General features: G+C 67.0%; 18 protein-coding genes and 1 pseudogene. 16 read left to right on the top strand and 3 right to left on the bottom strand.

What is annotated here, in order from left to right; all coding sequences use genetic code 11:
• A pseudogene (locus AB4Z27_RS23200) lies at positions 1–449 on the bottom strand (hypothetical protein); the annotation flags it as partial.
• Between the two features lie 168 nt (positions 450–617).
• The gene (locus AB4Z27_RS23195; protein WP_441645349.1) at positions 618–1544 is read right to left on the bottom strand and encodes a LysR family transcriptional regulator; all 927 of its coding nucleotides are present in this window, start codon (positions 1542–1544) and stop codon (positions 618–620) included.
• 383 nt (positions 1545–1927) lie between these two features.
• Here AB4Z27_RS23195 and AB4Z27_RS23190 point away from each other — a divergent pair, with 383 nt between their 5' ends.
• The 11 genes from AB4Z27_RS23190 to AB4Z27_RS23140 all read left to right on the top strand — a co-directional run bounded on the left by AB4Z27_RS23190 (position 1928) and on the right by AB4Z27_RS23140 (position 13274).
• On the top strand, positions 1928–2845 hold the full coding sequence (locus AB4Z27_RS23190; RefSeq protein WP_092295001.1) for an alpha/beta hydrolase: 918 nt from the start codon (positions 1928–1930) through the stop codon (positions 2843–2845).
• A 181-nt stretch (positions 2846–3026) separates the two neighbouring features.
• Entirely contained in the window at positions 3027–4292 is a 1266-nt protein-coding gene (locus AB4Z27_RS23185) for an efflux RND transporter periplasmic adaptor subunit (RefSeq protein WP_092295002.1), read from the top strand.
• Between the two features lie 104 nt (positions 4293–4396).
• A complete protein-coding gene (locus AB4Z27_RS23180) occupies positions 4397–7585 on the top strand; it encodes an efflux RND transporter permease subunit (RefSeq protein WP_441645348.1) in 3189 nt (1062 codons plus the stop codon).
• A 37-nt stretch (positions 7586–7622) separates the two neighbouring features.
• Complete coding sequence (locus AB4Z27_RS23175) at positions 7623–9140, top strand: efflux transporter outer membrane subunit (protein ID WP_092295006.1); 1518 nt, start codon at positions 7623–7625, stop codon at positions 9138–9140.
• A 131-nt stretch (positions 9141–9271) separates the two neighbouring features.
• Positions 9272–9679 (top strand): hypothetical protein, encoded by a 408-nt coding sequence (locus tag AB4Z27_RS23170; RefSeq protein ID WP_441592707.1) that lies wholly within the window; start codon positions 9272–9274, stop codon positions 9677–9679.
• Between the two features lie 69 nt (positions 9680–9748).
• Complete coding sequence (locus tag AB4Z27_RS23165; protein ID WP_092295008.1) at positions 9749–10219, top strand: DUF2127 domain-containing protein; 471 nt, start codon at positions 9749–9751, stop codon at positions 10217–10219.
• Positions 10220–10319: 100 nt separating this feature from the next.
• The gene (locus AB4Z27_RS23160) at positions 10320–10610 is read left to right on the top strand and encodes an antibiotic biosynthesis monooxygenase family protein (RefSeq protein ID WP_092295010.1); all 291 of its coding nucleotides are present in this window, start codon (positions 10320–10322) and stop codon (positions 10608–10610) included.
• Between the two features lie 14 nt (positions 10611–10624).
• Positions 10625–11257, top strand: coding sequence for a CDP-diacylglycerol--serine O-phosphatidyltransferase (pssA, locus tag AB4Z27_RS23155; RefSeq protein ID WP_092295012.1), 633 nt, complete (start codon positions 10625–10627; stop codon positions 11255–11257).
• A 62-nt stretch (positions 11258–11319) separates the two neighbouring features.
• Entirely contained in the window at positions 11320–11586 is a 267-nt protein-coding gene (locus AB4Z27_RS23150) for a type II toxin-antitoxin system Phd/YefM family antitoxin (protein ID WP_441592706.1), read from the top strand.
• Positions 11583–11972: a type II toxin-antitoxin system VapC family toxin gene (locus tag AB4Z27_RS23145; protein WP_441645347.1), complete on the top strand. Its 390-nt coding sequence runs from the start codon at positions 11583–11585 to the stop codon at positions 11970–11972. Before AB4Z27_RS23150 ends, AB4Z27_RS23145 begins: the two co-directional genes overlap by 4 nt.
• Before the next feature lie 33 nt (positions 11973–12005).
• Complete coding sequence (locus AB4Z27_RS23140; RefSeq protein WP_441645346.1) at positions 12006–13274, top strand: serine hydrolase domain-containing protein; 1269 nt, start codon at positions 12006–12008, stop codon at positions 13272–13274.
• On the opposite strand, the gene AB4Z27_RS23135 is transcribed toward AB4Z27_RS23140, so the two are convergent.
• Positions 13271–14293: a helix-turn-helix domain-containing protein gene (locus AB4Z27_RS23135; RefSeq protein WP_092295020.1), complete on the bottom strand. Its 1023-nt coding sequence runs from the start codon at positions 14291–14293 to the stop codon at positions 13271–13273. The two genes, AB4Z27_RS23140 and AB4Z27_RS23135, sit on opposite strands and share 4 nt — an antisense overlap.
• A gap of 133 nt (positions 14294–14426) precedes the next feature.
• On the opposite strand from AB4Z27_RS23135, the gene AB4Z27_RS23130 reads away from it, so the two are divergent.
• The 5 genes from AB4Z27_RS23130 to AB4Z27_RS23110 all read left to right on the top strand — a co-directional run bounded on the left by AB4Z27_RS23130 (position 14427) and on the right by AB4Z27_RS23110 (position 22935).
• Positions 14427–16832, top strand: a complete 2406-nt coding sequence (locus AB4Z27_RS23130) for an acylase (RefSeq protein ID WP_092295022.1) — start codon at positions 14427–14429, stop codon at positions 16830–16832.
• A 151-nt stretch (positions 16833–16983) separates the two neighbouring features.
• Positions 16984–17592, top strand: coding sequence for a TetR/AcrR family transcriptional regulator (locus AB4Z27_RS23125; protein ID WP_092295024.1), 609 nt, complete (start codon positions 16984–16986; stop codon positions 17590–17592).
• Between the two features lie 116 nt (positions 17593–17708).
• Positions 17709–18956: a YbfB/YjiJ family MFS transporter gene (locus tag AB4Z27_RS23120; protein ID WP_092295026.1), complete on the top strand. Its 1248-nt coding sequence runs from the start codon at positions 17709–17711 to the stop codon at positions 18954–18956.
• A gap of 110 nt (positions 18957–19066) precedes the next feature.
• A complete protein-coding gene (locus AB4Z27_RS23115; protein WP_441592702.1) occupies positions 19067–20182 on the top strand; it encodes an NADH:flavin oxidoreductase/NADH oxidase in 1116 nt (371 codons plus the stop codon).
• Positions 20183–20343: 161 nt separating this feature from the next.
• Positions 20344–22935 carry a hypothetical protein gene (locus AB4Z27_RS23110; protein WP_441645345.1) on the top strand — a complete coding sequence of 864 codons (2592 nt, stop codon included), beginning with the start codon at positions 20344–20346 and terminating at the stop codon, positions 22933–22935.
• Positions 22936–22964 lie beyond the last annotated feature (29 nt).

The raw sequence follows: 22964 nt of genomic DNA, 5'->3' as shown, positions 1-22964 counted from the left end.
CTGACCTTGCCACCGACGGTGAAGCGAGTGGTGGCACAGACCACGGCGATATTTGTGACCGCTGCGGTCACACCGGCCCCGGCGCCGCCTGCCACCGAGCAGACCTGTCCGGCCGGCTGCTGGGCGATGGTGACCGCGTAGCCGCCGTTATGCGCCACGGGCGTGGCGAAGGTAAAGCTGCCGTCGGCGGACAGCGTCAGCGCATCCTGCCAGTTGTTTTGAAGCACCAGTTGGCTGCCGGCGGCGAGGCCGGCGAGGGTGCCGCCAATGGCGTACGGGCCGGGTGGGGCCGGCACTGTGGGCGCCGTGGGCACTGCCGGTGCCTCGGTGGATTCGTCCGCCGCGCATCCGCCCAACAGCAGGGCGGTGAACAGCGCGAGGCATGGCAGAAAGGCGGCTTGTACGCGCAAAGGCCGCGCGGCGTGGCGCCAGCGCAGGAGATGGCTCATGATTGGACCCGTTTGTGATTATTGTTGATAAGTCAAGCGACAGAAACGTAGCAAGAAAACCGGCGTGAATCAATACGGCGCGATCCATCCCCGCTTCGTGTTGGACGCTGAAATGAAAAAACCCCTTGCACAGCGGTGCAAGGGGTTTGCGGACCGGTCTGGCAAGGCCTACGCCGCCAGTTGCTGCGGCGCCACGCCGAAGTGCGGATGCCGGGAGAACAGGTCGGCCGCCCAGTTCACGAAGACCCGCACTTTCGCCGACAGGTGGCGGTTCTGCGGGTACATCGCCGAAATCGGYAAYTCCTCGGTCTGCCAGTCACCCATGACCTCGACCAGCCGGCCGCTCTGGACGTAGGGCTCCGCCATYGCCCGCGAAATCTGGGCGATGCCGTGGCCTTCCAGCGCGCAGCCGATGTAGACRTCGGCGTCGTTGGTGGAGATGGCCGAGGGCAGCAGGATCTCGCTGCTCTCGCCGCCGCGTGACAACGTCCACGGCATTTCGCGGCCGTGCCGGTTGGACAGATAGTTGATGGCCTTGTGCTGCGCCAGCTCGGTCAGGTCGGCGGGTGTGCCAAAACGCCGCAGGTAGATCGGCGAGGCAAAGAACGCCAGTTTGACCTGGCCCAGGCGCCGCGCCACCATCGCCTCATCCAGCGAGCCCACGCGCAGCACCAAGTCCACGCCTTCCTGGAGCAGATCGATCGGCTTGCCGTTGATGGTCAGCTCGAGCTTCAGTTCCGGGTAGGCGTTGTAGAAATCGTGCAGGTTGGGAATCAGCACCATCCGCGCGAGGCCGGCCGTGGTGTCCACGCACAAGGTGCCGCGTGGCGAGTTGTTATGGCGCGTGAGCGACTGCTCGGCTTCCTCCACGTCCGCCAGAATGCGCACGCAGCGTTCGTAATAGGCGGCGCCGTCCGTGGTCACGCTGATGCGCCGCGTGGTCCGGTGCAGCAGCTTGACGCCGAGATGGGTCTCCAGGTTCTGGATCAGGCGGGTGAGCGTGGCTTTTGGCAGGTCCAGGGACTCCGCCGCGCGCGCAAAGCTGCCGACATCCACCACCCGAGTGAATGCCTGCATAGAGACAAGACGATCCATGATGTTGCTTCCGAAAGGGGTGAGACCGGGGGCTACGTTCCGAAGGATGGTGTCTGGCGGGAGTGGGGTCGCGCATGTCAAGTGCGTGCCCTGGGTTTGCTGCCGGCGGTCCGCCAGTGGCGGCCGGAGCGGGGATGGGTGGAGGTCTGGGGGCTCGGTGGCGGGCGCGGTTCCCCAACCGTGCGTGCACCGAGGACCGGAGTGAATCACATTTCCGGTGTCCTTGCCAAGCGTGTGGTTTCACTTCTCGCAACACTCTGGCGATTATTCCACTCCAGAAACAGTGCGTTGGCAATCTCCAGCTTTATCCCAATCGGGTCAATCACCATAATTCGTTGCATCGCAACACAGTATCGACGGCCCGTGCAGGCGTCGTAACCACCATGTCAAAGACCGTGAATCCCATCACCCCCGCCGTGAAACCGGCTGCAGGCAAGGGAGAAGCGCGCGCTGAGCAATACATGGTGGCGAGCGGCGACCGCGAGATCAAGGTCTGCGTGGCCTATCCCGCCGGGTATGCACCGGCGGCGGGCAGCACCGAGTTGCTGCCGTGGCTGGTGTACCTGCACGCGGGCGGTTTTGTCGAAGGTGGCGTGGAAGCGGCACAGGCATTGGCGCGGGATCTGGCGAAGTCGGTCCCGGCCGTGGTGGTGACGCCGGCGTATTCGCTGGCGCCTGACCATCCGTTTCCGGCCGCGCCGGAAGATGCGGTGAATACGGCGGTCTGGGTGCTCAAGCACGCCAAGAAGCTGAAGGTGGACAAGCTGCGCTTCGCGCTGGTCGGCGAGGAAGCCGGCGGCAATCTCGCGATTGCGCTGGCGCAGATGCTGCGTGACCGCGGCCTGCCGCAGCCCGCCGGGCAATGGCTGATCCGCCCCGTAACGGACCCGTGCCTCCAGCACGCGTCGATGTGCACGACCGGCCAGGTGCCGATGGAGATGCTGCGCCGCCTGGCCTGCAACTATCGTGATTACCTGCCCACGCCGGCCGCCAGCGTGCACCCGTATGCGGCACCGGCCATGGCATCGCGCYTGGTGGGGCTGCCGTCCACGCTGGTGCAGGTGGCCGAGAAAGATGCGTTGCGCGCCGAGGGCGAAGCCTTCGCGGCAAAACTCGTCAAGGCGGGCATTCCGGCCCGCACCCTGATCATGCCCGGCGCCTGTGGCGACGGGGTGGAAGAATCCCATGAGCAGTGCCAGGCATGGGTCAACGAAGGTGCGCGGTTCTTGCGCGAGTGTTTTGCGCAAACCGACGATACCTCATCACCGGCCGAACGCCGGCCCGGCGCTCAAGGAGCCTGAGCGACCGGAGCAAGTTAGCCAGCGCCCTTYGAGGCTGGCAGCGGTAGTGGCATAGCCCCGTCCATCCAGGCGGGGACGAACCCTTGTTTCCCATTTTTCCGGGCCTTCCAGCCCGGCGGGGGGCGTTCGGCCTTTTGCTTTTCCAGTTGAAGAAAACCCGACGAACACGGAGTGAAGAAAAATGAATCATCAGTCTCGACGCACGCTGATCGCCATTGCCATCGTGGCAATCCTGGGCGCCGGCGTGGCGACCTCGGTTCTGCGTCCCTGGCACGGCGGGGAAGCACAGGCCAACCCGGCACCGTCCGCCCCTGCGGTGGAAGTGGCGGCGGCTGTGGGGCAGACCATCACCGAATGGGATGAATTCTCGGGCCGCATCGAGGCCGTGGACCGCGTGGAGATTCGTCCGCGCGTCTCCGGCACCATCGACACGGTGCATTTCCGCGAAGGCTCCATCGTGAAGAAGGGCGATCCGCTGTTCACGATCGACCCGCGTCCCTATGCGGCCGAAGTGGCCCGTGCCGACGCCGCGCTGAACGCGGCCCAGGTGCGCGCCAGCCACGCGCAGAGCGAAAAGGTACGCGCCCAGCGCCTGCTGGATGACAACGCCATTTCGAAGCGCGAGTTCGACGAGCGCATCAACGCTGCCAGCGAGACCACCGCCGACGTGCGTGGCGCGCAGGCTGCGCTGGAAGTGGCGCGCCTGAACCTGAGCTACACGCGCATCGTTGCACCGGTTTCGGGCAAGGTGTCGCGTGCGGAAATCACGGTGGGCAACCTCGTGGCGGCGGGTGCGGCTTCGCCGCCGCTGACCACGGTGGTGTCGGTCTCGCCGGTGTACGCGAGCTTCGACGTGGACGAGCAGAGCTACCTGCGCTACACGGCGCCGGGCGCCGGCGGCGGCAAGAACGACCTGCCGGTGTTCGTCGGCCTGGCCAACGAGGACGACTACCCGCACAAGGGCAAGATCCACTCGGTGGACAACCGCCTCGATACGCGCAGCGGCACCATCCGCGTGCGCGCGGTGTTCGACAACGCCGACGGCCGCCTGCTGCCGGGCCTCTATGCCAAGGTCAAGCTCGGGGGCGGCACGCCGCACCCGGCGGTGCTGATCAATGACCGCGCCATCGGCACGGACCAGGGCAAGAAGTTCGTGCTGGTGGTGGACAAGGCCAACAAGCTGGTCTACCGCGAGGTGAACCTCGGGCCGTCGTTCGAAGGGCTGCGCGTGATCCGCAAGGGTCTGCAGCCGGGCGAGAACATCGTCGTGAATGGCCTGATGCGCGTGCGTCCGGGCGATACCGTGGCGCCGAAGCCGGTGGCCATGGCCTATCGCAGCGAACTCGAACCGCGTGGCACCACGCCGGACCGCAAGCAGGCTGCCGAGGACAAGGCGGGCCAGGCCGACAAGCCTGCCGAAGCCGCAGCGGCCAAGACCGTGAGCTGAGCACTACCCCGCAGTACGCACAGGTAGCTTAATTTTTTCTCCCTTGCAGCATATGGCGTCCGCTCCGGCGGACGGCCAGGGGGAGTGCTTTCGCCGAGACCAAGATGAATCTCTCGAAATTCTTTATCGATCGCCCGATCTTCGCGGGCGTGTTGTCGGTGCTGATCTTCCTGATCGGCGCCATCTCGATGTTCAAGTTACCGATCTCGGAGTATCCCGAGGTGGTGCCGCCGTCGGTGGTGGTGCGCGCGCAGTTCCCGGGCGCCAACCCGAAGGTGATCGCCGAAACGGTGGCYACGCCGCTGGAAGAGCAGATCAATGGCGTCGAGGACATGCTSTACATGAACTCGCAGGCCAACAGCGACGGCAACCTCACGCTGACGGTGACCTTCAAGCTGGGCACGGACCCGGACAAGGCCCAGCAGCTTGTGCAGAACCGCGTCTCGCAGGCCGAGCCGCGCCTGCCCGAGGACGTGCGCCGCCTGGGTATCACGACCGTCAAGAGCTCGCCCGACCTGACCATGGTGGTCCACCTGGTCTCGCCGAACGACCGCTACGACATGACGTACCTGCGCAACTACGCGCTGATCAACGTGAAGGACCGCCTTGCGCGGATCCAGGGCGTGGGTCAGGTGCAGATGTTCGGCGCGGGCGATTACTCGATGCGCGTGTGGCTGAACCCGGAGAAGATCGCCGAGCGCCATCTTGCCGCGTCAGACGTGGTCAAGGCCATCCGCGAGCAGAACGTGCAGGTGGCRGCCGGTGTGATCGGCCAGTCGCCGTCGCTGCCTGGCACTGACCTGCAACTGTCGGTGAACGCGCAGGGCCGTCTGCAGACCGTCGAGGAATTCGGCGACATCGTCGTCAAGACCTCGTCCGACGGCGTGGTGACCTACCTGAAGGACATCGCCCGCATCGAACTCGGTGCGTCGGAGTACGCGCTGCGCTCGCTGCTGGACAACAAGTCCGCCGTGGCGCTGCCGATCTTCCAGGCACCGGGCTCCAACGCCATCCAGATCTCGGATGACGTGCGCAAGACCATGGCCGAGCTCAAGGAGAACATGCCGGAAGGCGTGGACTACAGCATCGTCTATGACCCCACGCAGTTCGTGCGCCATAGTATCGAGGCCGTGGTTCACACGCTGTTCGAGGCCATCGCGCTGGTGGTGCTGGTGGTGATCCTGTTCCTGCAGACCTGGCGCGCGTCGATCATCCCGCTGCTGGCGGTGCCGGTGTCGATCGTCGGTACCTTCGGCCTGATGCATGCGTTCGGCTTCTCGATCAACGCGCTGTCGCTGTTCGGCCTTGTGCTGGCCATCGGTATCGTGGTGGACGATGCGATCGTGGTGGTGGAGAACGTCGAACGGAACATCGAGGAAGGACTCTCGCCGAAGGAGGCCACCTACAAGGCCATGCGCGAAGTGAGCGGCCCGATTATCGCCATCGCGCTGACGCTGATCGCCGTGTTCGTGCCGCTGGCCTTCATGACGGGCCTGACCGGCCAGTTCTACAAGCAGTTCGCGCTGACGATCTCGATCTCGACGATCATCTCGGCCTTCAACTCGCTGACGCTGTCGCCGGCGCTGTCGGCCCTGCTGCTGCGCGGCCATGATGCGCCGAAGGACTGGCTCACGCGTGGCATGGACAAGGTCTTCGGCGGCTTCTTCAAGCGCTTCAACCGCTTCTTCCACCGCAGCTCGGACAACTATGGCCGCGGCGTGACGGGTGTGATCCGTCGCAAGGGYGCRGTGTTCGGCGTCTATGCCGTGATGCTGGTGGCSACGTGGGGCGTGTTCCAGATGGTGCCGAAGGGCTTCGTGCCGGCGCAGGACAAGCAGTACCTGGTGAGCTTTGCCAAGCTGCCGGACGGCGCCACGCTGGACCGTACGGAAGACGTGATCCGCCGCATGTCGGATATCGCCCTCAAGCATCCGGGCGTGGAATCGGCCATTGCGTTCCCGGGCCTGTCGATCAACGGCTTCACCAACAGCCCGAGCGCCGGCATTGTGTTTGTCTCGCTCGATCCGTTCGATCAGCGCAAGAGCAAGGAGTTGTCCGGCGATGCCATCGCAGCGGATCTGAACAAGCAGTACGGTGCGATCCAGGACGCGTTCATCGCCGTGTTCCCGCCGCCGCCCGTGCAGGGCCTGGGCACCATCGGCGGTTTCAAGCTGATGATCGAGGATCGCGCCGCGCTGGGTTATGACGCGCTGTTCGATGCGACCAATGCGTTCATGGGCAAGGCACGCGCCACGCCGGAGCTGGCTGGCATCTTCAGCAACTACCAGGTGAACGTGCCGCAGCTCGACGTGCAGCTGGACCGTACCAAGGCCAAGCAGCTCGGCGTGCCGGTGACGGACGTGTTCGATACGCTGCAGACCTACCTTGGCTCGGCGTACGTGAACGACTTCAACAAGTTCGGCCGTACGTATCAGGTGAAGGTGCAGGCAGATGCGCAGTTCCGCGCCCATGCCGAGGACATCCTGCAACTGAAGACCCGCAACGTGAATGGCGACATGGTGCCGCTGTCCTCGCTGGTCCAGGTGAAGCAGGGCTTTGGCCCGGACAGCGTGGTGCGCTACAACGGCTTCACGGCCGCTGACATGAACGGCGGTCCGGCACCGGGCTTCTCGTCGGGTCAGGCGCAGGCTGCAGCCGAGCGCATCGCCGCCGAAACGCTGCCGAAGGGTATCAAGTTCGAATGGACCGAGCTGACCTATCAGGACATCCTGGCCGGCAACGCGGGTGTGTGGATCTTCCCGCTGTGCGTGCTGCTGGTGTTCCTGGTGCTGGCAGCCCAGTACGAGAGCCTGACGCTGCCGCTGGCCGTGATCCTGATCGTACCGATGAGCCTGCTGGCCGCCATGACCGGCGTGTGGCTGACGCGTGGTGACAACAATATCTTCACGCAGATCGGTTTCATCGTGCTGGTGGGGCTGTCCGCGAAGAACGCGATCCTGATCGTCGAATTCGCACGGGAACTGGAGCACCACGGCCGTACGGTGGTGCAGGCCGCGATCGAAGCGAGCCGCCTGCGTCTGCGCCCGATTCTGATGACGTCGTTCGCGTTCATCATGGGTGTGGTGCCGCTGGTGGTSTCSWCCGGCGCYGGCTCGGAAATGCGTCATGCGATGGGCGTGGCGGTGTTCGCGGGCATGCTCGGCGTGACGTTCTTCGGCCTGTTCCTGACGCCGGTGTTCTACGTGGCGCTGCGCCTGTGGGCCACCCGTGGCCAGCGTAAGGCCGTGGCGAATGACGCCTCGGCTTCGCACGCGGTGGCATCGGCGGAATAAGCCAATCAGAGACATGAAAGCAAAAAGGGAACACATCATGATTGCGCAATTGACACGCACGCTGCCCCGCCTGGCCACACTGGCCGCCGCGCTGGTGCTGGCGGGCTGCTCGCTGGCGCCGACCTACAAGGTGCCCGAGACCGCCTCCGTGCCCGCGTTCAAGGAAGCGGAAGCGGCGCAGGCCGAAGGCGCGCAGTGGAAGACCGCTACGCCGGCCGAGGGCCAGCATCGCGGTGACTGGTGGAAGGTATTCGGCGATGCCGACCTGGACCGCCTGATCACGGCCGCCAACGGCAGCAACCAGGACCTCGCTGCCGCAGCCGCCCGGCTGAAGCAGGCGCGGGCCTTCATGGGCGCGACCGAGGCCGACCTCTATCCGCAACTGAGCGTCGGGCTCGATCCGACGCGTACGCAGGCGTCAGCCGCCTCGCAGGGCCTGCCTGACGGCACCCGTGTGTCGCCGCAGACCGTGTACAAGGCCCGTGCCTTCGCCAGCTACGAGCTGGACCTGTTCGGCCGCGTGGCCAGCAGTGTGAACGCCGCCCGGGCAGACACCCAGGCTGCCGAGGATCTGTATCGCTCGGTGCAACTCGCGCTGCAGGCTGACACCGCGCAGGCCTACTTCGCGCTGCGCACGCTGGATAGCGAACGCGAACTGCTGAACGCGACGATCAAGCTGCGCGAGGATGCGCTGTCGCTGCTGAAGAAGCGCTACGACGCCGGCGAGACTACCGACCTCGATCCGGCCCGTGCCGAAGCCGAACTGGGCACCGCGCGCGCGGACCTGGCCGGTATCGAGCGTCGCCGCGCCAATCAGGAGCATGCGCTGGCCGTGCTGACCGGCGTGCCGCCGGCGCAGTTCACGCTGGCTGCGCGGCCGTTCGACACGGCACCTGTGGCGGTGCCGGCCGGCCTGCCGTCGGAGCTGCTGGAGCGCCGTCCCGATATCGCCGCCGCCGAGCGGCAGATGGCGGCCGCCAACGCGCGGATCGGCGTGGCGAAGGCCGCGTTCTTCCCGCGTATCTCGCTGACCGCGCTGTTCGGCTTCGAATCGGCCGATCTGTCGAACCTGTTCAAGTGGTCGTCGCGTACGTGGATGCTGGGGCCGCTGATTGGCACGACCGTCGCGCAGACCGTGTTCGACGGTGGCCGCAACAGYTCSAATCTGGCCGGCGCCCGCGCCGCGCACGAGGAAACCGTGGCGTCGTACCGGCAGACCGTGCTGGTGGCCTTCCGCGAAGTGGAAGACAGCCTGGCCGACGTGCGCTGGCTGAGCCAGCAGGGTACGGCGCTKGACGGCGCGCTGGCCGGCGCCCGCCGCGCGCAGCGCATCTCGCGCAGCCGCTACGATGCCGGTGCGGTCGATTACCTGACCGTGATCGACGCGGACCGCACGGTGCTTCAGTCGCAGCGTGAGGCTAATCAGGTCGCGGGCCTGCGCGCAGCGGCGACGGTGTCGCTGGTGCGCAGCCTCGGCGGCGGCTGGGGTCCGCTGCCGGAGTCGGTGGCGGCCAACGGCACCGCGCAACCGGCGGCGCAACAAACCGCCCAGTAGCCTAGGCAGTAAGCGGCGTAACAAGTCGTAAGCCCCGGCAGGGGCACGCTGGCGCGAGGTATCCAGAGCACTACACTGGATGCATCGCGCCAGTTTCTTYTTGTAGCGGCGCCATGAAAGAGGAGGGCGCCATGCCATCGAGACTGCTTGTTGCCATGATGGCGGCCACCCAGTTGTCGCTGGGCATGCTGTGGCCCCAGTGGGCAGGCGCCCAGCCCTCGACCACGGGATCGATCGCGGTAGGCGGCTCGGCGCATGTGAAGGGGCCAGTCACGGTGCAGGGCACCCTGAGCGTGGACGGCAGCGTCTACGCAGAGGGTCCAATCACTGCTGCGTGGTTCTCCTCCCCGGGGCGCGGCTATCCGCCGCCGCCGGCGCGCGGCCTGCTCAAGGTGTTCCATGGGCCGTTGACGGTACATGGCACGATGGTGGTGCACGGCGACCTGCATGTCGATGGGCCGCTCACGGTCACCGGCCCGCTCGAGGCCGGCGGTGGCATCGACGCCGGCGGCCCGATGGTGGAGCGGCAGGCGCGCTAGGCCAGCCGGGCGATCCGTCCCGCCGCGAATGCTGCACAATGGCGGCTTCGTCGACTCCCGCAACTCGCCATGGCAAAAGGGGCAGCAGCCAGCCCGCAACTGGGCCTCAAGAGCATTGCAATGTTCGAAGCCGCCAAGGGCGCGCTCGTCATCCTGGCCGGCATCGGCCTCGTGGCGCTGCTGCACCGCGACGCGCAGGCACTGGCGGAAGCCATCGTCAGCCGCTTCCATATCAACCCGGCGAGCCGGTATCCCACCATCTTCCTGTCGCTGCTTGCCCATCCCACGGATGGGCGGCTCTGGGCCATTGGCGGCTCGGCCGCGATGTACGCGCTGATGCGGTTCACCGAAGCCTATGGCCTCTGGCGTGGGCGCGCATGGGGCAACTGGCTCGGCGTGTGGTCCGGCGGCATCTATATTCCGGTGGAGGTTTACGAGGCGATCCGCCATCCCACATGGCTCCATGTGGGGCTGGCCGTGGCSAACGCGCTCGTGGTGGCCTACCTCGTGATGGGGCTGGCGCGGCACCGCGTGACGTGACGAGCGCGCGCCAAAATCTGCTAAGGTAGACAGCAAGCCGCTTCGCGGCGCATTGCTGACTGATCGGAAGACTCTGATCCCACCCGAACACGAGACCATCATGATTCACGAAATCGCCCAGATCACCATCAAGCCCGGCATGGAGTCGCAGTTCGAAGGCGCTGTGGCGCAGGCCAAGCCGCTGTTCCTGCGTGCGCGCGGCTGCCACGGCATGAACCTGCGACGCTCGATCGAGCAGCCGTCGCAATACGCGCTCGTGGTGGCCTGGGAAACCGTGGAAGACCACATGGTCCACTTCCGCGAGTCCGACGACTTCCAGACCTGGCGCAAGCTCGTGGGCGACTGCTTTGCCGCGCCGCCCCAGGTGCATCACGTCACCACCGTGCTCTGACCCGGAGGTTGCGCATGGCGACACCCCAGGAGCGCCCACGGCATTTCTCGATGCTACGCGACCTGCAGCTGGCCGATTTTTTTACACTGGCCAACGCGGCGTGCGGAATGGGATCGGTATTTTTTGCCATGTACTACGTGGCCGAGCCGATGCTGACCTATTTCTACATCGCCGCGGCGCTGGCGCCGGCAGCCTTCATCTTCGATGTGCTCGACGGCCGTATCGCGCGCTGGCGCCACGCCCATTCGGCGCTGGGCCGCGAACTCGATTCGCTGTCTGACATCATCTCGTTCGGGGTGGGCCCGGCCACGCTGGCCTTCGCCGCCGGCATGCGCGGCGGCTGGGACCTCGCCGCGCTGATCTACTTCGTCTGCTGCGGCGTCAGCCGGCTGGCACGCTTCAACGTGACCGCCGAAACGCTGGCCGAGGGCACCGGCAAGGTCAAGTACTTCGAAGGCACCCCGATCCCGACCAGCGTGGTCCTGACCGGCATCCTGGCCTGGTGCGCCGCCGCTGGCCGCATCGGCGATGCCCTGCCCGCCGGCGCCTGGCTGATCGGCCCCGGCACCTTCCACCCGATGGCGCTGCTGTTCGTCCTGAGCGGCTCGTTCATGATCAGCAAGACGCTGCGGATTCCGAAGTTTTAGGGCGTTTTCGTCCTGCCGCCGGATGGGCTATACTTAGCTAAGAAGATTAGCTAGGATAAAAGATGCCAACCATCAACATGCATGAGGCCAAGAGTCAGTTGTCCAGGCTGGTGGATGCGGTCGAGTCCGGCCTGGAGACCGAAGTCATCATTGCCCGCAATGGGAAGCCGGCCGCGAGGCTGGTGCCGATATCGGCTTCGGTGGATGTGTCCAGGCGCATCGGCGGCGGCAGGGCGTTGTTCGGGGCGGTGATGGACGACACGACGCTGGCCAAGTTCAACGAAGTGGACGAGGACGTTGCCGCGCTSTTCTATGGGGAGCGTGAATGAGGCTGCTGCTGGATACGCACATCGCCTTGTGGGCGGCCTTCGATGCCCCCCAATTGCCGCCAGCCGCCGCCGAGTTGATCGCCAATCCCATCAACGACATCTTTGTGTCCACGGYCAGCCTGTGGGAGATTGGGATCAAGTCGTCCATCGGCAAGCTCGAACTCACGGCTRCGCAAGCCTCGACTGTGTTCGACTTGTGTGGATACCGCTCCCTGGACCTGACCAAGCTGCATGCGCGCACGCTTGACGGACTCGCGCTGAATCCGAACCACAAGGATCCGTTCGACCGCATGCTGGTGGCACAGTCCCTGTCAGAAGGCATGACGCTGCTGACGGCGGATGCCAAGATGTCCGGCTACCATCCGGTGCTGGTCCGCATTGTGTGATCATCGCGATAAAAACAACCAGGAGATTCGGCGATGCAAGACAAGACGGTGCAAGGTATGTCCCGGGCCCGGCTGGAGCGGGTCGAGCAGTTCCTCGATACCAACTACGTATCCAGCGGCAAGCTGCCCGGCACGCTGGTCCAGGTGTGGCGGCGCGGCGAAGTCGTGCTGAATTCCGTGCTGGGCGTGGCCGACCGCGAGCGGCAGACGCCGCTGGCCGAGGATTCGATCTTCCGCATCTACTCGATGACGAAGCCGATCACCTCGGTGGCGATCATGATGCTGGTGGAGGAGTGCAAGATCGCCCTCGATGATCCTGTCAGCAAGTACATCCCGTCCTGGGAGAACCTCGGCGTTTATGCGGGCGGCTATATGGATAGCTTCCAGACCCGGCCGGCCAAGCGCCAGATGCTGGTGGTGGACCTGCTGCGCCATACGTCCGGCCTGACCTACGGCTTCCAGCAGAACAGCAATGTCGATGCCGCCTACCGCAAGCTGAAGATTGCCGACCGGACCACCGAGGGCACGACGCTGGACGACATGGTCGRGCAGTTGTCGAAGCTGCCGCTGGAGTTCTCGCCCGGCGAGGCGTGGAACTACTCGGTTTCCACCGACGTGCTGGGCTATCTGGTCGGCAAGGTCAGTGGCATGCCGTTCGAGAGCTTCGTCAAGCAGCGCATCCTCGATCCACTGGGCATGGTGGACACCGCGTTCCACGTGCCGGAAGACAAGGTCTCGCGCTTCAGCGCCTGCTATGCCGTSGGCGTGCTTGGCTCCAAAGTGGTGTCCCAGGACCGTCCGACACTGCAGGACGACCCGCGCACCAGCCCGTACCTGAAGCCGCCCACGCTGGTTTCCGGCGGCGGCGGGCTCGTTTCCACGGCCGCCGACTACCTGCGCTTTTCGCGCATGCTGCTGCAAGGCGGTGAACTCGATGGGGTGCGCCTGCTCGGCCCCAAGACGCTGGCGCTGATGACCGCCAACCATCTGCCGGGCGGGCAGGACATCCCGCGCCTGTCGCGCTCGATGTTCAGCGAGGCCACCTACGATGGGGTGGGCTTCGGTCTCGGCTTCGCCACCACGGTCACGCCGGCGAGCACGCTGATGCCGGGCAGTGCGGGCGACTTCTTCTGGGGCGGCGCCGCCAGTACCTTCTTCTGGGTCGATCCCCAGGAAGACCTGATCGGCGTGTTCCTGACGCAGCTGCTGCCGTCGTCCGCGTTCCCCGTGCGGCGCCAGTTGCGGACGCTGGTCTATAGCGCGATCACCGAGCCCGGCCCCGCAGCACGTGGCAGGGGCTAAGCCGCCCCCGCGCGCAACTCGGCCCGCACCGAGTGCGCGCGCCGGTGCGCCCCGGGCGGCAGGCCGGTGTGCTTGCGCACCACGGAGCGGAACGCTGACATATCCTGATAGCCGCACTGCTCGGCAATCGCCGTCAGGCTCAGCGTGGTCACCTCCAGCAGATGGCAGGCGCGTTCCGCGCGCAGCTTGTGCAGGAACTGCAGCGGCGACATCCCCACCGATTTCATGAAATGCCGCAGCAGCGTGCGCTCGCTGGTGGCGGCCACCGCTGCCAGCCGCGCCAGGTCGTAGGGATCGGCCAGATGCTGTTGCAGGTGCCGGCGGGCGCGTAGCACCACGCTTTCTCGGGGCGCGTCGCCAGCGCGGAGCCATATCTTCAGCGCCGCGCCGCGCTCGGGCTGGTCCAGCAGGGTATTGCCGACGGTGCGGGCCAGCGCGTCGCCGGCCATGCGCGCCACGGCCCGCTGCATCAGCACGTGGATCTGCTCCATCGCGCGCGCGCTGAGCAGGTTGCCGCTCTCCACGATGGCCTGATCGGCCGGCAGCCGCCGCGCCGGCTCCCCGGCGCGCATCCAGTTCCCGATCAGCCACGGCACGGCCAGCCGCCACGGCTTGGGCAGTGTCAGGCCGACCAGCAGCGCCACCGCCGTGAATGGCGCCACCAGCAGTGCGCCGTTGGCCGCCGCCGCCGCGATGGCCGCGCGCTCGGCATCGATCTTTGATAGCAGCAGTTCCAGCCCGGCGATATGGTCGAACAGCGGCGGGCCGATCACGACCATGCTGTCGCTGTCGGCCTGCGCGAGGGCGTCCAGCCCGACCACCTCGGCCCGCATGACCTCGGCGGCGGCGCGCCAGCGATCGGGCTCGGCTGCTGCGATCCGCCACTGGAAGGGCGTGGCGTGGCCGCGCCGCCGTGGCTGCATGGAGGCGAGCGTGTTCGCGATCATCAGCGTATCGGCCGCCACGGCCAGCGTGGAGACCGCCACGGCGGGATAGCAGATCAGATAGACGATGGTCATCGGAGCGGGGGCGGCGCCGCATGGCGGCATTGCCACCAATTCTGGCGAGATTCCCCCTACCTGTCATGCCCCGATTTACCCGACCATTGGCCACGCGGCACCCAGAACAATCACAAGAGACGGAGAGAGACAGATGAAGCATCGCATTGCGCGAGGCGCGATCGCGCTCGCCACGCTGGCCCTGGCAGCCACCGCGCTGACCGGCTGCGCCACCAGCGGGGGATATGGCAGCGAGCAGGGCCTGAGCGCGGAAATCCGGCGCACGTCGTACGGCATTCCGCACATCCGTGCCAACGACTACGCCGGCGTGGCGTTCGGCATGGCCTACGCCTATGCGCAGGAAAACGTCTGCCTGATGGCCGACCAGCTTGTTACGGTCAGCGGCGAGCGCTCGGCCGTGTTCGGCCCGGACCAGACCACCGAGGTCTCGTTCAAGCGCATGCGCAACACTGACGCAGACGCGTTCTTCCGCGCGATTCTGGACGACGACGCCCTGCAGGCCGGCATGGCCACGCAGTCGCCCGAGGCGCGCGAACTGCTGCGCGGCTACATCGCCGGCTACAACCGCTATCTGCGCGATACCCCGCCGGCGCAGCGCCCCGCCGCCTGCCGCAATGCCGCGTGGGTGCGGCCCATCACCGCGCTGGACATGGCGCGGCTGGCCGAGGAAAAGAGCATCCAGGCCAGCGCCGGCGCCCTCGCGGCCGGCATCCTGGCCGCTGCGCCGCCTGCCGCCGGCAAGGCTGCTGCGGCGCTGTCCGACAAGATCGATGTCGCGTCGATCGACGTCGACGCCGTCAACCGTGACCTCCAGCTACTCGATCCGCCCATCGGCAGCAACGGCTGGGCCTTCGGCAAGGCCGCCACGGTCAACGGGCGCGGCCTGCTGCTCGGCAAYCCGCACTTCCCGTGGACCACCACCAACCGCTTTTTCGAAGCCCACCTGACCGTCCCGGGCAAGCTGGACGTGATGGGCGCGTCCATCGCCTCGTTCCCCATCATCAGCATCGGCTTCAACAAGGACGTGGCGTGGACCCACACGGTGTCCACCGCGCGCCGTTTCACGCTGTTCGAACTGAAGCTGGCCGAGGGCGACCCGACGACCTACCTGATCGACGGCAAGCCGCACAAGATGACCACGAAGACGGTGCGCTACGACGTGCGCCAGCCTGACGGCACGCTGGCGGCGCGTACGCACACGATCTACCTGACCGAGTACGGCCCCGTGGTGGCGATGCCGGCTGCCGGCCTGCCGTGGACCGCCCAGCGCGCCTACACGCTGCGCGACGCCAACCGCAATAACATGCGCGCCATCGACACCTGGCTGGATATCGCCCGCGCCGGCAATGTGGGCGATGTGCGCCAGGCCATCGGCAACCTCGGCATCCCCTGGGTCAACACGATCGCCACGGACCGCCATGGYCGTGCGCTGTTCGCCGATGTCTCGGTCACGCCGAACGTCTCGACGGCGATGCTCGGCCAGTGTGCGCCGGCCGGCGAGGGCGCCGCGCTGGCGAAGAAGCTGCTCGTGGGCACCGGCATGGTGTTGCTGGACGGCTCACGCGCCGCGTGCAACTGGACCGTGGACGCCGCCTCGCCGGTGCCGGGCCTTGTGCCGCCATCGGCCATGCCGGTGCTGGAGCGCGACGACTTCGTGGCCAATAGCAACGACAGCTCCTGGCTGACCAACCCGGCGCAGAAGCTGGAGGGCTTCTCGCCGGTGCTMGGCCCGCAGGGCGTGCCACAGCGGCTGCGCACACGCGTGGGCCTGATGGAGATCGGCAAGCGGCTGTCGGGCGTGGATGGCCTGCCCGGCAATCGTTTCGATGTGCCGAGCCTGCAAGCCGTGCTGTTCCGTGACCGCAACCTGGCGGCCGAAATCGTACTGGACGACCTGTTGCGCGCCTGTGCCGGCAAGGCGGCGCAGGCCGATGCGGATCTGCGCGATGGGTGCGCGGCGCTGGGCCAGTGGGACCGCCGCAGCAACGTGGAGAGCCGCGCGGCACCCCTGTTCCGCGAGTTCTGGATGCGCGCGCACACCATCCCCAACGTCTACGCCGTGGCGTTCAATGCGGCGGACCCGGTCAACACGCCGCGCGGCCTGCGCATGCAGGACGGCACGGTGGGCCCGGCGGTGTTCAAGGCGCTCAAGGACGCGGTCGGGGCCATGCGCACGGCTGGATTTGCGCTCGATGCGCCACTTGGAGACGTCCAGGCGGCGATTTCCCCGGCGGGCCGCATCGCGCTCCACGGCGGCGAGGAGTACGAGGGCGTGCTGAACAAGCTGACCAGCCAGCCGGTGTCGGCGCAGGGCCTGCACGTCTATTTCGGCACCAGCTATGTCCAGACGGTGGGGTTCGATGACCAAGGGCCGGTGGCGCAGGCGCTGCTCGTCTACGGCCAGTCGGTCGATCCCAACTCGCCGCACGCCTGGGACCAGATGCGGCAGTTCTCGGCCAAACGCTGGATTTCGCTGCCGTTCACGGAACAGGCGATTGCGGCGGACCCGCAGCTCACCGTGGTGAAACTGAGTCAATAAGAGGGCTCTGCGTCACCCCGATTCCCAAAAGACACCGCCCGGTTCCCCGCCGGGCGGTTTGTTTTTTGTGGCGACGCAGCATCCGACCTTGCGTTTTGTATCGATCGCTCTATAATCCGTTTCATATCGACCGATACAAAACGGAATCGTCATGGCAAGACCCCGGCAATTCGACGCAGCGGCTGCGCTGGCCGCCGCCCAGAACACCTTCCTGGACAAGGGCTACCAGGCCACGTCCACGCGCGAGCTGACGCAGGCCATGGGCCTGACCCAGCCCAGCCTCTACAACGCGTTTGGCGACAAGCGCTCGCTGTTCCTGCTGGCGCTGGACGACTACCTGAACAAGTCGCTGCGTGCCCGCATCGCGCGCGCGGAAGCGAAYCATCCGCCGGCGGAGGCCATYTCGGCGTTCTTCGCCGAGAGCGTGGAGCGCGCACTGGCGGACCCGCAGCATCGCGGCTGCATGCTGATCAATGCTTCCCTGGATGCCTCGTCCGACGACCCCGCGCTGCGCGAGGTGGTAGCCGAGGAACTGGACGATCTCCGCGCGTTCTTCGAACGTTCCGTGCGCGCCGCGCAGACCGCCGGCACGCTGGATGCCGACTTCGTCCCCGAGGACGTGGCCGCCAACCTGCTGGCCGTGCAGGTGGGCCTGCGCGTGCTGTCGCGCGTGATGCCCGAGCGCCCGCTGCTCGAGGCGATGGTGCGGCAGGCGCTGTCCATGCTGGGTCTGCCGTCCACGTCCCCGCCATCGTGTTGATGCCGATCCGCTGATCCGCTGAGGGCCCCCGGCCCGCCTCGCATTCCCCCTGATCCATTCGCCAACGTGCTGCCGGCGCAGCGCGGGGGCGGCGTTCGTCCCCAAGGAGTTCCGTCATGTCCCAAGATGCCGCTACGGCACCAACACCCACCGCGATCCGGCCCTCCGCGGACGGGGCGCTCGATGCCCGGGCCCTCTATGCCGCGCTGGCCGGCCTCTGCGCGAGCCTGGTCGCCATCGGCCTCGCACGCTTTGCCTATACGCCGCTGATTCCCCCGCTGATCCACGCGCACTGGTTCACCGCCGCCGATACGGTCACGCTCAGCGCCGCCAATTTCGCGGGCTACTTCGCCGGCGCGCTGTTTGGCCGGCCGATCGCCGCGCGGCTGTCCAACCGCCATGCGCTGCGCTGGCTGATGGTGGCCGCCACGGCGGCGTTCTTCGCCTGCGCGTTTCCGCTCTCGGTGAGTTGGTTCTTCGTCTGGCGCTTCCTGTCCGGGCTGTCAGGCGGCGCCATCATGGTGCTCGTGGCGACGGCCATCCTGCCCCATATCGCGCCGGCGCGGCGCGGGTTCGTCAGCGGCATGATCTTTCTCGGCCTGGGGTTGGGCATCGCGGCATCCGGCACGCTGGTGCCGGCGTTGCTGACGCTGGGCCTGCGCGAGACGTGGCTCGGCCTTGGCGCGCTGTCGCTGGTGCTGACGGCGCTGAGCTGGTTCGGCTGGCCGACCACCGATGCGCCGGCCGGCACGCCGGCCTCGCCCGCCGGGCACCCCGAAATTGGTGCAGCGCTCCGCGCCGAGCGGCCCACGCTGCGGCTGCTGAGCCTGCAATACGCGGCCAATGCGCTGGGGCTGGTGCCGGCGATGGTGTTGCTGGTGGACTACGTGGCGCGCGGGCTGGGGCAGGGCGCCAACGTGGGCGCCGGCTACTGGGTGCTCTACGGCGTGGCAGCCATCGCCGGGCCGCTGGTCTCCGGCTTCATGGGTGACCGCATGGGCTTCCGCAATGCCTACCGGCTGGCGCTGGCGCTCCAGGCCCTGGCTGTGGCGGCGCTGGCGCTGTGGGACGGCCCCGTGGCGATCGTGGCGGCCACCATCGTGCTCGGCGCGTTCACGCCCGGCGTGGTGCCGTTGATGCTCGGCCGCGTGCACGACGCGCTGCCGCACGACCCCAGCGCGCAGCGCGCCGCCTGGAGCCGCGTGACCAGCGCCTTCGCGCTGTTCCAGGTGCTGGCCGGCTACGGCTACTCCTACCTGTTCGCGCACACGCACGAGAACTACGCGCTGATCTTTGCCTGCGGCGCGGTGGCCTTCGTGATTGCGCTGGGGGCGGATCTGGCGCTGCGGGGACGGGTGCGATAAGGGTCGGCGGCGCTGTAGGGGCGTTGCGAGCAAGGTTTTCCGCGCGCCACTACAATCGCCAAACATCGTGACACCCGSCTACGCCTGAAGGCCTCCGAAGGAACCTGTTCATGTCCCAACTTTTCACGCCCTACAAGATCGGCAATCTCGAACTTGCCAACCGCATCGCGATTGCGCCGATGTGCCAGTACTCGGCCGACGAGGGCTCGGCCACCGACTGGCACATGATTCACCTGGGCCACATGGCGCTGTCCGGCGCCGGGCTGCTGATCGTCGAGGCCACGGCGGTGTCGCCCGAGGGCCGCATCTCGCCGGACGACCTCGGCCTGTACGGCGATGCCAACGAGGCCGCGCTGGGCCGCGTGCTGGACGCGGTGCGCAAGTACTCGCCCATCGCCGTGAGCGTGCAGCTCGCGCATGCGGGCCGCAAGGCGTCGAGCCAGGCACCYTGGGAGGGCGGCGCGCARATCCGCCCGGACCAGCCGCGCGGCTGGCAGACTCTGGCGCCGTCGGCGGTGCCGCATGGCGCGGACGAAGTGCCGCCCGTGGCGCTGGACAAGGCCGGCATGCGCAAGATTCGTGACGACTTCGTCGCGGCGGCCAAGCGCGCTGCGCGGCTTGGCATCGACGGTATCGAGGTGCACGGCGCGCACGGCTACCTGCTGCACCAGTTCCTGTCTCCGCTGGCCAACCATCGCACCGACGAGTACGGCGGCAGCCTGGAGAACCGCATGCGCTTCCCGCTGGAAGTGTTCGATGCCGTGCGCGAGGCGTTTCCGGCCGAGCGGCCCGTGTGGATGCGCGTCTCCGCCACGGACTGGGTGCCGAACGGCTGGGACATCGACGGCACGCTGGCGCTGTCCCACGCGCTCAAGGCGCGCGGGTGCGCGGCGGTGCATGTGAGCACGGGCGGCGTGTCCCCGCAGCAGGCCATCAAGCTCGGACCGGGCTACCAGGTGCCGTACGCGCAGCGCGTGAAGGCCGAGGTGGGCCTGCCGACACTGGCCGTGGGCCTGATCACGGAACCCGAGCAGGCCGAATCCATCGTCGCCAACCACGAGGCCGATGTCATCTCGATTGCGCGCGCCATGCTCTACGACCCGCGCTGGCCGTGGCATGCCGCCGCCAAGCTCGGCGCCAGCGTGGACGCCCCGAAGCAGTACTGGCGCTCCCAGCCGCGCGGGCTCGAGAAGCTGTTCCGCGACGCGCATTTCGGCCAGCGCTGAGTCCCTGACTTCCMCTTGTCCRGCCTTTCCCGGCGCGCCTGATCCATCTGATGCATCCGGCGCGCATCGCCAATCCATTCTCCGATCCTGCCTTGCCGCCTAACCTGCGCTGACGCTGGCGCACGGGGCGCCGCGCTGACGAACATGCGGAGGCAGGGATCATGGCAGTGCTTTACGACATCAAGGTGGAGAGCGGGGCGTCGCAGTGGTATGGCGTGATCTCGGTCACGAATATCCGCTACGCCGATGGCAGCGCGGTCCGGGTCAACGACTTCCTCGGCATGGGGTTCCATTCCCCGGCATCGGTGCAGCCCACCGACTTCAATCCGCAGTTCTGGATGTGGACGCCGACCACGGCGGAGACCACGAATGACCAGATCGACAGCCAGACCTGGGACGTCACCGCCAAGCTCATTTTCGAACTGGGGCACACGTTTGCCGCCCAGGACAAGATCAATATCGGCATCAATGGCGACCTGACCGGCCCCGACGCGGCCGACTACCTGTCGTCGTTCGCGCTGGCTGCGGATACGCTGCCGGATACCAACGGCATCGTCAGCGTGCAGGCCAACTCGGCGCCCGATGAGCGGCTGTACTCGTCCGCCCAGACCCTGTACTTCACGCAGGGCACCCAAGTCCATGTGGAGACAGTGGCGCCGGGCACGACCACGCCGCTGGCGCTGCCGGCCGGCACGTATTCGATTACCGCCAGCCCGCTGTCGAACCATGCCGGCACGGTCGTGTCCACTGCCCATGTGCAGCCGTCGACCGTCACGGTCACGCCCGGCAGCAATGCAGTCATCATGGTCGTCTACGACCCGGCGAAGTACACCGCGGCGCTCGATGTGTCGATTGGCGATATTCCCGTGCTGGCGGACGAACTGCTCGACGTCACGGTGGTGTCCCGCAACAGCCAGGACCCGCTCGCCGCGTTCTCGAGCCCGCCCGGGCATCTCACGCAACTGCACGGGCTGCCGCTGGTCGGCGTGGTCGACATCAGCGTGGCGAGCATCGCGGTGAACAACGTTCGCCACACGTTCCCGTCCCAGCACCGTTCGCTCGATACCAAGCTCCAGTTCGTTGCGTTCACGGCCGCCGACATGCATTCCACGCCGGTCAGCACCGCCGGCTTCGTGACGCTGCCGGTCGTCATCACCTCGGACGTGACCGTCAACGCGCCGCTGGACGTGCGYCTGGTGGCGCCGAACATGAGCTATCACCAGACCTTCCACCTCGTGGCGGGCACGCATAGCTACAACCTCGCCGTGCCGGTGCAGCCGCAGACGTACGCCGTGGAGGTGTCGGACTTCATCTACGACGGCGTGGTGTACAACACGCAGACCGCGGACTACCTCGTCGTGCTGTCCACGGGCAAGGCGCAGCTGCATATCGACGTCKCGCAGGGCGCGAACCTCAAGGTGCGCGGCTTCCCGGATTTCCTGAGCTTCGGCGGCTGCGCCGACCTGACGCCGGGCAATGCGGTGGACTTCGTCGCGGCGCGCGCGTCATCGGTGTTCAAGTACGCGGGCTTCGATGGGGCCGGCGATCCCGGCCAATACCTGACCGACGACGCCCAGACCACGCGCACCATCCTGCTGGCGCGCGATGTGGAGCAGCAGATTGGCGGCGGCCACAAGGTGCTGCCGGTGATGGTGTCCTATACCTGCAACCTGTCGCTCGGCGACACGCCCACGCAGCTCGCCAACACGCAGGGGCTGGCTCACAGCTTCGGCAACCTCATCCTGTCGCTGAACCTGGCGAAGGCCCACACCGATGTCGATCATCCGGTGCCGTGCGGCTTCGTGGTCAACCCGGACTTCCTCGGCGCCTGCCAGCAGGGCGGATTCGCGCCGGACTACGCCATGCCGGTGCGCGAGCCGCTGCGGCAGGCCCTGGCCCACTGGAAGGTGGTCGCCACGATTCCGCAGAACATCGAAGAGAACATCCGGGGCTATGTGGCGGCCGTGAACTGGCTGATCCGCACCGTGGCGCCGGCGGTCACCTTCGGCTGGCAGGTCAACCTGTGGGGGGTGGGGGCGTCCGAGTGGATCTACGCATCCGACGACTCACCGGTCCGCAACGGCCGGGTCACCGCCGCGTATGTGCGGGCGCTGAAGGTCCACGAGGGGCCGTACGCGCCGGACTTCCTCGCCGTGGACCGCTACGAGGCCGACGACTTCACCATCCGCGCCTACGCCAACGGCTATTGCTACTGGGTGCACGAGTGGAAGCGCTTCTTCGACTTCTGCGCCGAACTGAGCCGCGATCTCAAGGTGCCGATCATGCCGTGGCAGGTGCCGGCCAGCCATGCGCCGCTGGTCACGGACCCGGTCAACGACAACTTCGACACGCAGAACTGGGGCACGGGCGGCACGTACATCCTCGGCGATCCGGCCATCGGCAGCGATTACCACAACATCAATCCGAAGATCATCGCCCTGCAGTTCCCGGATGCCTTCCACTGGGCGATGGGCACGAGCGCCGAGGACATGTTCGAGCGCTCGATACCGTTCGACGTCAGCGCCCCGGCCTATGGCGACTTCCCGTATCGCGGCATCTTCACGCTGCTGCTGGGCGGCGGCGCCACCACGGGCATCATCTCGACGGTGGGCGATGACACCTCCTTCGTGCGCGACAAGCTCAACGCGTACATGGACCACCCGATCCCGTTCGGCAACGACGCCGCGTCGCTGGGCACGCCCCGTCCGCAGCGCCGGCTGCGGCGGCGCGGATTGGTGCGATGCGGCAAATAAGGCACGCGCCATAGGCGATGAGCCAGGCG

Origin of the sequence: Cupriavidus sp. KB_39, from assembly GCF_052114485.1 — a bacterium.
Taxonomy (GTDB): domain Bacteria; phylum Pseudomonadota; class Gammaproteobacteria; order Burkholderiales; family Burkholderiaceae; genus Cupriavidus.
Note: the sequence above shows the minus strand (reverse complement) of the source record. Positions and strands in the feature narration are given on the sequence as shown.

Excerpts from the sequence above, each read along its gene's own strand:
- AB4Z27_RS23160 (WP_092295010.1), top strand. The coding sequence starts at position 10,320 with ATGATTCACGAAATCGCCCAGATCACCATCAAGCCCGGCATGGAGTCG.
- AB4Z27_RS23135 (WP_092295020.1), bottom strand. The coding sequence starts at position 14,293 with ATGACCATCGTCTATCTGATCTGCTATCCCGCCGTGGCGGTCTCCACG.
- AB4Z27_RS23170 (WP_441592707.1), top strand. The coding sequence starts at position 9,272 with ATGCCATCGAGACTGCTTGTTGCCATGATGGCGGCCACCCAGTTGTCG.
- AB4Z27_RS23185 (WP_092295002.1), top strand. The coding sequence starts at position 3,027 with ATGAATCATCAGTCTCGACGCACGCTGATCGCCATTGCCATCGTGGCA.
- pssA (WP_092295012.1), top strand. The coding sequence starts at position 10,625 with ATGGCGACACCCCAGGAGCGCCCACGGCATTTCTCGATGCTACGCGAC.
- AB4Z27_RS23120 (WP_092295026.1), top strand. The coding sequence starts at position 17,709 with ATGTCCCAAGATGCCGCTACGGCACCAACACCCACCGCGATCCGGCCC.